The 11,762-nt window shown below is 70.8% G+C and carries 13 protein-coding genes; 6 read left to right on the top strand and 7 right to left on the bottom strand.

Annotated features, from left to right (window positions below; genetic code table 11):
• Window positions 1-6 precede the first annotated feature (6 nt).
• Both ACGFY5_RS09135 and ACGFY5_RS09130 read right to left on the bottom strand, forming a co-directional pair.
• A complete protein-coding gene (locus tag ACGFY5_RS09135; protein WP_392719058.1) occupies window positions 7-1,224 on the bottom strand; it encodes an RNA polymerase sigma factor in 1,218 nt (405 codons plus the stop codon).
• Window positions 1,221-1,553, bottom strand: coding sequence for a YciI family protein (locus ACGFY5_RS09130; RefSeq protein ID WP_392719057.1), 333 nt, complete (start codon window positions 1,551-1,553; stop codon window positions 1,221-1,223). The genes ACGFY5_RS09135 and ACGFY5_RS09130 overlap by 4 nt, the downstream gene beginning before the upstream one ends.
• A gap of 247 nt (window positions 1,554-1,800) precedes the next feature.
• On the opposite strand from ACGFY5_RS09130, the gene ACGFY5_RS09125 reads away from it, so the two are divergent.
• Window positions 1,801-2,745: an exopolyphosphatase gene (locus ACGFY5_RS09125; protein ID WP_392719056.1), complete on the top strand. Its 945-nt coding sequence runs from the start codon at window positions 1,801-1,803 to the stop codon at window positions 2,743-2,745.
• A gap of 14 nt (window positions 2,746-2,759) precedes the next feature.
• Entirely contained in the window at window positions 2,760-3,569 is an 810-nt protein-coding gene (locus tag ACGFY5_RS09120) for an alpha/beta fold hydrolase (protein ID WP_392719055.1), read from the top strand.
• A gap of 387 nt (window positions 3,570-3,956) precedes the next feature.
• On the opposite strand, the gene ACGFY5_RS09115 is transcribed toward ACGFY5_RS09120, so the two are convergent.
• Window positions 3,957-4,592, bottom strand: coding sequence for a hypothetical protein (locus ACGFY5_RS09115; RefSeq protein WP_392719054.1), 636 nt, complete (start codon window positions 4,590-4,592; stop codon window positions 3,957-3,959).
• Window positions 4,585-5,484 (bottom strand): AraC family transcriptional regulator, encoded by a 900-nt coding sequence (locus ACGFY5_RS09110; RefSeq protein WP_392719053.1) that lies wholly within the window; start codon window positions 5,482-5,484, stop codon window positions 4,585-4,587. Before ACGFY5_RS09110 ends, ACGFY5_RS09115 begins: the two co-directional genes overlap by 8 nt.
• A gap of 36 nt (window positions 5,485-5,520) precedes the next feature.
• Here ACGFY5_RS09110 and ACGFY5_RS09105 point away from each other — a divergent pair, with 36 nt between their 5' ends.
• The gene (locus ACGFY5_RS09105; RefSeq protein WP_392719052.1) at window positions 5,521-6,240 is read left to right on the top strand and encodes an SDR family oxidoreductase; all 720 of its coding nucleotides are present in this window, start codon (window positions 5,521-5,523) and stop codon (window positions 6,238-6,240) included.
• Here the strand turns inward: ACGFY5_RS09105 and ACGFY5_RS09100 are convergent.
• Complete coding sequence (locus ACGFY5_RS09100; RefSeq protein WP_392719051.1) at window positions 6,237-7,001, bottom strand: SAM-dependent methyltransferase; 765 nt, start codon at window positions 6,999-7,001, stop codon at window positions 6,237-6,239. The genes ACGFY5_RS09105 and ACGFY5_RS09100 overlap by 4 nt on opposite strands.
• A 34-nt stretch (window positions 7,002-7,035) precedes the next feature.
• Here ACGFY5_RS09100 and ACGFY5_RS09095 point away from each other — a divergent pair, with 34 nt between their 5' ends.
• Window positions 7,036-7,494 (top strand): HIT family hydrolase, encoded by a 459-nt coding sequence (locus ACGFY5_RS09095; protein ID WP_392719050.1) that lies wholly within the window; start codon window positions 7,036-7,038, stop codon window positions 7,492-7,494.
• Here ACGFY5_RS09095 and ACGFY5_RS09090 read toward each other — a convergent pair.
• Entirely contained in the window at window positions 7,491-9,113 is a 1,623-nt protein-coding gene (locus ACGFY5_RS09090; protein ID WP_392719049.1) for a phospholipase D-like domain-containing protein, read from the bottom strand. The two genes, ACGFY5_RS09095 and ACGFY5_RS09090, sit on opposite strands and share 4 nt — an antisense overlap.
• Window positions 9,114-9,320: 207 nt before the next feature.
• Here ACGFY5_RS09090 and ACGFY5_RS09085 point away from each other — a divergent pair, with 207 nt between their 5' ends.
• Window positions 9,321-9,938, top strand: a complete 618-nt coding sequence (locus ACGFY5_RS09085; protein ID WP_392719048.1) for a hypothetical protein — start codon at window positions 9,321-9,323, stop codon at window positions 9,936-9,938.
• A gap of 250 nt (window positions 9,939-10,188) precedes the next feature.
• Here ACGFY5_RS09085 and ACGFY5_RS09080 read toward each other — a convergent pair whose 3' ends face one another.
• Window positions 10,189-10,809, bottom strand: coding sequence for a TetR/AcrR family transcriptional regulator (locus ACGFY5_RS09080; RefSeq protein WP_392719046.1), 621 nt, complete (start codon window positions 10,807-10,809; stop codon window positions 10,189-10,191).
• Window positions 10,810-10,876: 67 nt separating this feature from the next.
• Here ACGFY5_RS09080 and ACGFY5_RS09075 point away from each other — a divergent pair, with 67 nt between their 5' ends.
• Window positions 10,877-11,680 (top strand): oxygenase MpaB family protein, encoded by an 804-nt coding sequence (locus tag ACGFY5_RS09075; RefSeq protein WP_392719045.1) that lies wholly within the window; start codon window positions 10,877-10,879, stop codon window positions 11,678-11,680.
• Window positions 11,681-11,762 lie beyond the last annotated feature (82 nt).

The following is an 11,762-nucleotide window of genomic DNA, read 5'->3' as shown; positions in this document are numbered from 1 at the left end:
CTGCGGTCAACCCGCTAGTTGGGCGCGGCGGCGGGTGAGGTAGGCCGTCTCCCCCGCGTTGGTGGAGAGGGCGATGGCCCGGTCGTAGGCCTCGCGGGCCTCGGCACTGCGGCCCAGCCGGCGCAGCAGGTCGGCACGGGTGGCGTGGTAGGCGTGGTACGCGTCCAGCGGCAGACCGTCCAGCTGCGCGAGCGCGACCTGCGGACCGTCGATCTCGGCGACCGCGATCGCCCGGTTGAGCCGCACGATCGGCGACGGGTCGAGGCGGGTCAACTGCTCGTACAGGGCGACGATCTGCGACCAGTCGGTGTCCCGCACGTCGAGGGCGTCGGTGTGCACGGCGTTGATGGCGGCGAGCACCTGGTAGCGCCCCGGCGCCTCCCCCGACGCGAGCCGCGCCCGGACCAGCGCGTGCCCCTCGGCGATCAGCGCGCGGTCCCACGCCCCGCGGTCCTGCTCGCCCAGGGCGACGAGCTCACCGCGGAAAGACACCCGCGCGGCCCGCCGGGCCTGCGTCAACAGCATCAAGGCCAGCAACCCGGCGGCCTCGCCGTCGGCCGGCAGCAGTTCCCGGATCAAGCGGGTCAGCCGGATCGCCTCGTCGGTCAGTTCGGAGCGCAGCGGCGGCCGGTCCGGATCGGAGGTCAGGTAGCCCTCGTTGAAGATCAGATAGAGGACGGCGAGCACACCGGTGACGCGCGCGGGCAGGTCGTCGCGCAACGGCACCCCGTACGGGATCTTCGCCGCCGCGATCTTCGCCTTCGCGCGGGTGATCCGCCGCGCCATCGCACTTTCTTCGACGAGGAACCCGCGGGCGATCTCGGGCACGGTGAGGCCACCGACCAGGCGGAGCGTCAGCGCGATGCGCGCCTCCATGGACAGCGCGGGGTGGCAGCAGGTGAAGACCAGGCGCAGGCGGTCGTCGTCGATCGCGCCGAGCGGCTCGGGGGTGTCGGTGAGCATCAGTGCCTCCCGGTGCTTCTCGTCGCGTTTGACCTCCCGGCGCAGGCGGTCGATCGCCCTACGGTGGGCGGTGGTGGTCAGCCAGGCACCGGGGTTCGGCGGCATCCCGTCGACCGGCCAGCGTTCGACGGCGGTCGCGAACGCCTCGGCCGCCATTTCCTCGGCGATGTCGAGGTCGCCGAGGCGCCTGGCCATCGTCGCGACGACCCGGGCCCACTCCTCGCGGTGGACCCGGGCGATCGTCTCGGTGACGTCGGTCATTCGCCGTGCATCGGTCGGAGCTCGAGCCGCCGGTTGCAGGCTTTGGAGCCCTCGGCGGCCAGACGCAGCGCGACGTCGAGGTGCGGGGCGTCGATGATCCACAGCCCGATGACGTACTCCTTCGACTCCACGTACGGCCCGTCGGTGAACACCGGCTCGCCGTCGCGCCCGTCGACGACGGTGGCTGCTGACGGCAGCGCGAGACCGTTCGCGAACACCCAGTGTCCGTCGGACTTCAGCGTGTCGTTGAAGACGTCGATAGCGGCTTGTTCTTCTGCGCTTCCGGGGTTGGTACCGTCGTCGAGCACGGACATCAGGTACTGCGCCATCGGGCTCATCTCCTCGTTCGTCGGTCGCGATTCAACCCTGCTACGAACGCCCCCCACCCGATCGGACACACCCGCCGGAATTCTTCCGAGGCCGAGCCCCGAAATCGACGACTGAGCCACTGACGACTGGCAGCAACAGCTCTCAGTTCCAGCCAGAAACTCCCGATTTACACCTCAAGCCAGGCTCTCCCGCAACCGACGCGAGGCCACCGTAGAGCGAGAGCCGCCGAGAGCCTGAGGAACCGCGATGAAATACCGCCTGGTGACCCGCAGCGACTTCGACGGACTTGTCTGCGCTGTCCTCCTCAAGCACCTGGACCTCATCGACGAGATAGTGTTCGTCCACCCCAAGCCGGTGCAGGACGGCCTCCTCGAGATCACCGAGCGCGACATCCTGACGAACCTGCCGTACTCCCCCGACGCGCACGTGGTCTTCGACCACCACCGCTCGGAGACGCTGCGGGTCAGCGCGAACGCGACCAACCACGTCATCCGGCCGGATGCCCCGTCCGCGGCGCGCGTGGTCTACGACTACTACGGCGGCAAGAAGGTTTTCCCGACGGTCTCCGACGAGATGATGAAGGCTGTCGACGCCGGCGACTCGGGCGCGTACGACCTCGAGGACATCTTCTATCCCGAGGGCTGGACGCTGCTGAACTTCCTCATGGACAGCCGCACGGGCCTCGGCCGGTTCCGGCACTTCAAGATCTCGAACTACCAGCTGATGATGAAGCTGATCAGCCTCTGCGCGGCGAGCCCCACGGTCGACGACATCCTCGCTCAGCCGGACGTCGCCGAGCGGGTCGAGGTGTACCGCAAGCAGGCGAACGCGTTCACCGAGCAGCTGCGGCGCCTCGGGCACATGCACGGCGACGTCGTCGTCGTCGACTTCCGGCGCGAGCAGGTCATCCACGCGGGCAACCGGTTCATGGTCTACGCCCTGTTCCCGCAGTCGCGGGTGTCGATCCACGTGCTGCCGGGCCGCGGCGGCACGAACACGGTGCTGGCCGTCGGCAAGTCGATCCTCGACCGCACGTCGCCGACCGACATCGGGGCGGTCATGCTGCGCCACGGCGGCGGCGGTCACCGCGCCGCGGGCAGCTGCCAGGTCGAGAACGAGCGGGCCGACGCGCTCCTGGACCTGGTGATCACCGAAGTTGCCGCGAACCGGGAACCCGCACTGACTACATGATGTAGACAGTAGGGGTGATCGAATTCGAGGCAGCTTACGACGCCGTCCTCGCCCAGTGGCCGGCCGGCACCGAATCGCTCGATGTCGCGACGCCCAGCGGCCGCACGCGGGTGCAGGTGTGCGGCGCCGGCACCCCGATCGTGCTGCTGCACGGCGGTGGCGCCACGTCCACCGCCTGGTTCGCCGCCGCGAACCACCTGGCCGACGGGTTCCGTGTGTACGCGCCCGACCTCGTGGGCGATCCCGGGATGAGCGAGAACACCAAGCTCACCGATCCACCAGCCTGGCTCGATGCCGTGCTGACCGGCCTGGGCCTCGACCGGATCGTCCTCGGCGGCCACTCCTACGGCGGCTGGATCGCGCTGACCTACGCGCTCGCTCACCCCGACCGCGTCGACCGGTTGGTGCTCTTCGAACCGTCGTCCTGTTTCGCACCGATGGCGCCCGCCTATCTGGTTCGCGGACTCCCCGTTCTGCTCGGCAACACACCCCGGCGACTCCAGCGCCTCTTCGACTGGGAAACCGGCGGCCGCCCGCTCGACCCCGCCTGGATGGAGCTCATGCGCGCCACCACCACCCGCAAATGGCAGAGCCCGGTGCTCCCCAAGCGTCCCACAGAAGAGCAGTTGAGGGCTTTTTCCCAGCCCACGCTCGTCGTCACCGGTGGCCGTAGCCGGTCACAGGACACCGCGCGGGTGGCGCGCGTCGCCCACAGCCTTCTGCCTGACGTCACGACGCGCGCCGTCGCGGAAGCCAGCCACCACACCATGCCGACGGAAGACGCCGACCAGTTGGCGGCCTACCTCCGGGAGTTCGCGAGCTGAACCTCGACCGGACAGTGGTCGGAGAGGTGTCAGCCGCGCGCAGTCCTGCAACCGGCCCTGCCGTTCGAGCAGGAACGCGGCCCGGCGGTCGGCGCCTCCCTCGGGCGCGAGGCCGAACGCATGCGCGGGACGCCAGGGCACGCCCTCGTAGGGGTCGGGGTCGTCGGCGCTGACGCCGTTGAAGTCGCCGCCGACCAGCCCCGGTGTCGTCCCGATGTTGATCGCGCGCAGCACCTGGGCGGCGTCGGCCTCCCGCCACGCGCCCGATGAGCTCCTGTACCGCGATCACGTCGGCGTCCGACGCGCGCAGGTACTTCTCGATCGCGTGGAACCGCGGCTCCTCGGCCGGGTCGCCGTACAGATCGAGGACGTTGAACGACAACAGCTTCATCGCGACGGCCGGATCAGGACCTCGCTGCCGATCGGGGTGAAACCGACAGCGAGGAACGACCGGAGCGAGCGGGCGTTGCCCGGGGAGACCCCCGCGAACACGGCCTCGTCGCGCGGCACCAGCGAGAGAGCCTCGCGGATCAGCGAGCGGCCGTTCCCGCGGCCCGGTGGGGTCTGGGCGTGCAGCTCGACCGACATCTCGAGTCGCCCGGCGATGCCCTCGGCGAGCGTCACCAGGCCCCGCTCGTCGCCGTAGACGCGGACGTTCGACCGGCGCGCGCGGGCGAACGCGACGCGGGGGTGGTCGTCGGCGTCGGTCACGGCGGGGAGCGCCGCCGAGCCGCCCCGGCCCCGGGCGACCACGGTGACGTCCAGGTCGCCGACGTCACCCGCGGGCCCGGCGAGGACCCGCAGGAACTCCGGGGACATCGAGCGGCCGAACCCGTCGGGCTTCTCGGCGGCGACCTGCGCGGGGCTCAGGGCGGTCGCGACCACGGCGTGCCCGGTGAACGCGACCGACGCCTCTTTTCCACCGTCCAGCGCCGGCACGGTGGTCACCGTCCCGTCGGCGTCCGGAAAGCGGCCGTCGGCGGCGTCCAGAAAGTACCGGAGGAGCGGATGTGCGTCAGTCATACCGAAAAGGATGCTGCATTCGCGCACCTGGTGGGTGCCCGGTGACGCGTTTGTACGCGGCGCTGAACGCGCTCTCCGACGCGTAGCCCCAGCGGCCCGCGACCGATGCGACGGTTCGACCGGCGGCGAGGTCGGTTTCGGCGCCGGCTATCCGCCGTCGGAGCAGGTACCGCATCGGGGGGACGCCGATCAGCGCGGTGAAGCGGGTGGCGAAGACGGTGCGGGACAGTCCGGCGACGGTGGCGAGGCGGGCGACCGTCCAGGGTTCGGCGGGGCGCTCGTGCAGGGCGAGCAGAGCGTCGCCGATGCCCGGTTCGCGGAGTGCGCCCGCAAGGGCGCTCGACCGGAAGACCTGCAGGTAGAGCGACTGGCTCAGGTGCCACCGCAGCGCCTCACCGGCCCGGCCCCCGGTGGCGGCTTCGGCGGCGAGCAGGGAGATCGTGGCCGCGATGCCGGGCCGGAGCTTGCGCGCGGCGGGGAGCCCGTCGAGCAGCAGCCGCGCGCCGTCAGCGTGCACGAAGTCGAACGAACTCCCCACCATCCGCACGGTGGTGGCCCCGCTCCCCGCCTCGTACCGCGCGGGGTCGACGGCCGCTGACGCTCCGTCGCGTGGCCGCAGACCCGGGTCACTCGCGGTGACGTAGTCGACACCGCTGAGGAGATAGGCGTCGCCGGCGCGGAGCAGGACCGGGTCGGCGGAGCCCGTGCGTACCCAACACGTGCCCTGCTCGACCGCGACGACCTTCGCGTGCCGCGACCCGGCGAACCGCAGTGCCCAGTCACCCCCGCCCGCGAACGTCGACGACCGGGCCGCCCGCGCGCCGACCATCGCCAGCGCGTCCGGCAGCACGTCCCCCGAACGATCGCGCACACGATCCGAACGTTCGCTCATGGTCACTCCCACGCCCCCATTCCTACCGTTCGATGCATGGGAACAACCACCAAAGTCGTCGTCATCACCGGTGCCAGCAGTGGCATCGGCGAGGCGACCGCCCGCCTGCTCGCGTCGCAGGGGGCACAGCTCGTACTCGGGGCGCGGCGCACCGACCGCCTGGACGCTCTCGCCGCGGAACTCGGCGCCGCCTCCGCGACGACCGACGTCCGCAACCGCGACGACGTCGCCGCGCTCGTGGACCTCGCGCTCGAACGCCACGGCCGCCTCGACGTCTTGGTCGGCAACGCCGGTATCGGCCCGGTCTCGCACCTCGCCGATCTGCGCGTCGACGAATGGGACGCCATGATCGACGTCAATCTCAAAGGCATTCTGCATGGGATTGCGGCGGCGTTACCGGTGTTCCGCGCGCAGGGCAGCGGGCACTTCGTGACGACCGCGTCGACCGCCGCGTTCTGGACGCTCCCGACGATGGCCGTGTACGCCGCGACGAAGACCGCCGTACGGGTGATCGCCGAGGGCCTCCGCCAGGAATCCGAGGGCGCCTACCGCGTCACGACGGTCACCCCCGGCTTCATCGCCACCAACTTCGCCGAAGCCTCCAGCGATCGCGAGGTCCGCGCCGACCTCCTCGCGATGCGCGACAAGATCGCCATCCCTCCGTCGGCCATCGCCCAGGCGATCGCGTACGCGATCGAGCAACCTGATTCGGTGGACGTCAACGAAGTGGTCATTCGCCCGACCGTGCAGAGTTAGGCGGGTTTGCGCCCCACCGCGCAATACTGGTCGACCGGCTCGGCGGGGTGCTCGGACCGCCACTGGGTCACCGGGACCACGCCCGGTTCGACGATCTCCAGCCCGTCGAACAGGGCGGTGAGCCGGTCGACGCTGCGCAGGTGGTACTTCGGGTTGGCGGAGATGTTCCAGATGCGGACGGCCTCCGTGTTGGCCTCGCTGGTGTCGCTGCCGTCGTACATCGCGAAGTAGCTGCCGGGCGCGAGTGCGTCGAGGAATCCGCCGACGATGGCTTTGGCTTCCGAATCGGACTCCACGTGTCCGAGGACGCCCATCAGGAACAGCGCGACCGGCTGGTCGAGATCGAGCGTGCGGGACGCCTCGCGCAGGATCGTCGGGGCGTCGCGCATGTCGGCTTCGAGGTAGTCGGTGGCGCCTTCCGGAGTGCTGGTCAGCATCGTCCGGGCGGGTGCGGCGACCAGCGGGTCGTAGTCGACGTACACGACGCGCGCGGACGGGTCGACGGCCTGGGCGACCTCGTGGGTGTTGCTGGCGGCCGGGAGGCCGGAGCCGATGTCGAGGAACTGGCGCACGCCGGCCTCGCCCGCCAGGTAGCGGGCGGCGCGGATGAGGAACCCGCGCGAGAGCCGCGCGTTCTCGGCCAGTTGCGGCATGCCCTGGATGATCTGGTCACCGACCTCCCGGTCGGCCGGATAGTTGTCGGTGCCCCCGAGCAGGTAGTTCCAGATCCGGGCGGTCTGCGGCGTGCTGGTGGTGTCCATTGTGGCCAGCCTAGGACGTGGTATCACCGACTGCATGGATTCCCGCGACGATCCCCTCGCCGCCGCCGAACGGGGCGAAAACCCGACCGTCCTCGGCCGCCTGCGCACCGGCTGGGCGGTCATCGGAGACACCCAGCACCTGCCCGGCTACTGCCTTCTGCTCTACGCCGGGCAGGCCAACCACCTCACCGATCTGCCGCGTGCCCGCCGCACCGAGTTCCTGTTCGATCTGGCGCTGCTCGGCGAGGTCGTCGCCGCGGAGGCGGGGCCCGGGTTCCGGCGGATCAACTACGAGGTGCTCGGGAACTCGTGGGAGCACCTGCACGGCCACGTGCACGCCCGGTACTCGTGGGAGCCCGACGAGTACCGCGGTGGGCCGGTGTGGCGGTATCCCGACCGGGATGCTCCCGAACACCGGCTGGGGCCTTCGCATGCAGAACTCCAGCTGGCGCTCGCGCGGCGGTTGGCCGCGGTCGTGGCCGGCGCCTACTAGTTGCCGCTGAAGAGGGCGCGTTCCTTGGCCCGGGCCGAGCCGGGTTCGTACCAGCGGGGTACCCAGGAGTCGTCCGGGGTCAGGGAGCGGCGCGGGGTGATCGCCTGGCCGGGCGCCGCCACCGGACGGGCCGTCACCGCGTACCGGAACTCGTAGTGCGTGAACAGGCGCATGTACTCGGTCAGGTAGATGTCGGCGACCGCGGTGTCCCCGGCGATGACCAGCATGTTCTCGTCGTTCGACGACACCGACGCCGGGCTGAAGTTCGCCGAGCCGGTGAGCACGACCGGGTCGTCGCCGAGCGGGTCGATCAGCAGGATCTTCGTGTGGATGAAGTTCACGTGCTGGTTGAGGTCCAGCGTCGACTCCCCGAGCCACTGCCCGAACCTCCCCGCCGGCAGCGCGGCCCCCACCGACACCTGGTTGTCGGGGTCGGCGTCGCGGATCATCAGGTCGATCCGCCCGCGGTTGTTGTCCAGCAGCACGTACCGCAGGATGTCGCGCTCCTCGACGAACACCGGCCGCAACCGCTCGGCGACGCCGAACGCGGCGGTCAGGAACACCGAGCGCTGGGCGCCGCGGACGAGCGAGCCGTACCAGTCGAGCATCGCGGCCGACCCGCTACGCGGGCTGAACAGCGTGCCGGAGGTCGCGGGCCCGGACGGCACCGGCGGGTTCGCGCCCACCCACTTGCGCAGCACTGCCGACGTCGGGTCCGCGGCGAGTTCCTGCCAGTACGCCGAGAACGCGGCGGCGACGTCAGGGTCGTGCACCGCGTGGCCGACGTTGGAGTGCCCGAAGATGCCGCCCTCGGTGATGTTCGTCGAGCCGGTCCAGACCGCGACCGGTGTGCCGTTGCGCAGGGCGACGAGGAACTTGTTGTGCGCGATCGCGCTCGAGTGTTCGCGCGGGATGACGTTCGGGCCGAGCCCGGCGTCGGCGATCGCGGCCAGGTTGGTCTCCCGCGGGCTGTCGTCCTTCGTCGACGCGTCGACCACGAGACGGACACGTGCGCCGGCGTCGGCGGCGATGCGCAGCGCGTCGAGAACGGGCTGGTGACGGAACTCGTACAACGCGCCCTGCAGCTCCCAGGACGCGTCGGCGGCCTGGCCGATGAACGCCAGAAGCGCTTCCTCCAGACCTCGGCTGAGCCATGTGTAGGCTTCGCGGCGCGGGATGTCGGCGGGGGCCTTGTTGCCGAAGCGGGCGGCGTACTGCTGGGACGCGGCGATGCCCCGGTTGAAATACACCGAGTGGTTGCCGGTGAGGTAGCCCTCGGTGCGGATCTCGACCGCGGCCTCGGCCAGCGGGATCAGCTTTCCGGGCGTACCGACCCAGGCGACGACGCGGTAGGTGTAGTGGTGGTCGGGCTTGGCGGTGTAGTCGCCCCAGCGGAAAGTCTGTACGGGGCTGACGTCGGTCGTGCGGCCGCGGCTGTTCCTGAACGCCAGGTCGTTACGGAGCCAGTAGCGTTCGCCCTCGGTGTGGTCGGTGCGTTCGATGCCGAAGCCCAGGAGCCCGGCGGTGCTCGGGGCGGGTAGGTCGAAGCCCAGGAGTACGACGTTGTTTCCCGCGACCGCTCGGACGGTCAGTCCATCTGCTTTCGCCTGCGCGCGCATGTGATGGCCTCCAGTCGTTGCCTCGATTCTCCGGGGCGATTTCGGGAAAGTCTGTCGCGTTCGGTACTCCGATGTGGTCTCGGGTGGGGCGGCGTGGCGACACGCCCGGGTTGAGGGGACTTAATGCTACATATCTGACTCGACTGGCTCCGGCGTCGGGGAGGCTCTGTGTTGACGTATGCGATGGCTGTCGCTTTAGCAGCGGCGGTGGCCGCGCGGACTCGCGTGGAGCCGAGCCGGAATCGGCGGTGGCGGTGGTTGGCGGCGATCACGCTCACTACGGGGTTGGCCACCGTGCTCGGGGTGCGGGCGTTGCAGCACGGGCGGTCGCCGGTGCTCGTCGTCGCACTGACGGTTGCGGTCGCGTACGTGACCTGGCCGTTGATGTGCCGACCGACGACACGTCCGCACTGGACGGTGGCCACGTCGGCGTCGGGGGCGGGTGTGATGCTGGTGGCGTACGGGGCCAAGTTCGTGGTGACGAGTGGGTGGCTCTGGGGCGACATCGTGTTGGGGCTGATCGGGCTCACGATCGTCGGGATTGCGAGCGTCGCGTGGGGCATCGTGGGCACCCTCTGGCTCCGCCACCGAGCCCGCCTCGAGCTCGCACCCACTCCCCTGCCGACCGCAGCAGCCGCCGTCGCGGCCCTCCCGACCGTCGCCGCCCTCCCCGCGCCGATCCGCCCGGCGCTCACCGCAGGGGCCCGTCCCGCGGCACTCCCTGCGGGAGTTCCCCCGGCGGCGCTTCCGGCAGGATCCACGTACGCGCCCCCGTCGGGCGCACACCACCCCCGGGCGCTGACCGCGCCCCACCCCGCGACATAGCCGCACCCCACCCGCGCGGCCGTCCTCGCCGCACCAGCCCGCGGCTGCGCCACAGAGGCGCTCGCCGCAGAGGGGCTGGCCGCAGACGGGCTGGCGCAGCGGCACTCGCCGCGCCGCCGGCGCGCGTCAGGGGCGCTCGCCGCGCCACCGCCGCGCGTCAACGGCACTCGCCGCGCCACCGCCGCGCGTCAACGGCACTCGCCGCGCCACCGGCGCGCGTCAACGGCACTCGCCGCGCCACCGGCGCGCGTCAGGGGCGCTCGCCCGCCAGGGCGAGGAAGAGGCTCGTGCAGTGCTCGGTGAGCTCGTCCGCGCTGACCTCCAGCACCCCGTCCATCCACGACGTGAGAACCTGCGCCACCCCACCCACCAACAACTCCGCCGCCACGTCGATCCGCGGCGTCCGCGAGATCCCGTAGAACTCGCGCACCTGCGCGGTCAACAGATCCACGAACCACCGCGTCGACTCCGCACGCCGCGCCGCCACCACCGGACTCGCCCCGAGCGACCGCGAGAACAGCAACCGCCCGCGCCGCGGGTCCTCGGTGATGCTCCCGATCAGCGCCGCGAGCCCGGCACGCGTCTGGGCCTGCGCCGTCCCCGGCGCGATCTCCAGCGCGGCGAGGACCTCCGCCCCCAGGTCCGCGACCACCCCGTCGTACACCGCGGCGGTCAACGCGTCCCGGTCGGCGAAGCTCTCGTAGAAGTACCGGGCAGTGAGCCCGGCATGCCGGCACACCCCGCGCACGGTCAGCTCCCCCGGCCCGGTCGGTGACCCGAGCAGCTCGAGCCCCGCCCCCAGCAGCGCGGCGCGCCGCTCGGCTGCCCGCTCCGTACCCGCCACCCCGCCGTACGTACGCAGGCTCTCCATGGCGCACATCTTGACACGTCTGCCACAGTATCTGGAAACGCACGTTATCAGATAGCCGGGAGGGCCCATGACGGACTTACGGCGGATAGTCCACGGCGCGGGCCTCATGGCCGCCGCAGCGAACGTGATCATGCAGCTCGCCCACCCGGGCGTCGGCTACGGCGTGTACGAGAGCCGCGTCGAAAGCGGCAGGCTCTTCGACCACCCGATCAAGCGCACGCGCACCACGCTCTCGTACCTGGCCGTGGCGATGCTCGGCACCGACGCGGAGAAGAACGCCTACCGCTCCGCCGTCGCCGTCGCCCACAAACAGGTCTACTCGACGCCCGAGAGCCCCGTCCGCTACTCCGGGATGGACCCGCGCCTCCAGCTCTGGGTCGCCGCGTGCCTCTACCGCGGCTTCGAGGACGTCCACGCGGCCCTCGGCTACGAGCTGAGCGAGACCCAGGCCGAAGAGATCTACCGTCGCTCCCAGGCGCTCGGCACCACACTCGAGGTCCGCGCGAACATGTGGCCGCCCGACCGTGCCGCTTTTCAGCGCTACTGGAACGCGGAACTCGCCAACGTGCACATCGACGACACGATCCGTGAGCACCTGCTCGCCGTTGTGCGCTCGGACTGGTTACCCCGGCCCCTCCGCGCCCTGTCCGTCCCGCTGAACACGTTCGTCACCACGGGGTTCCTGCCGCCCGAGTTCCGCGAGCAGATGCACCTGGAGTGGGACGAGCGCCGCCAGCGGCGCTTCGAGACGATGATGCGCACGATCGGCACGCTGTCCCGCCGGCAGCCCGCCGCCGTTCGCGAGTTCCCGTTCAACTACCTGTTGTGGGACGTCAAACGGCGCATCCGCCGTGGGAAGCCGCTGCTATGAGCGAGGTCGCTCGCCGTGACGATCGGGCTCCCGGTATTTTCAATGCGACACAGCCCTTCAGCGCGGCACTGATGAGTACGAC

The organism is Cryptosporangium sp. NPDC048952, assembly GCF_043197895.1.
Classification (GTDB): Bacteria; Actinomycetota; Actinomycetes; order Mycobacteriales; family Cryptosporangiaceae; genus Cryptosporangium.
This window is presented reverse-complemented; position numbering and strand designations above follow the sequence as displayed.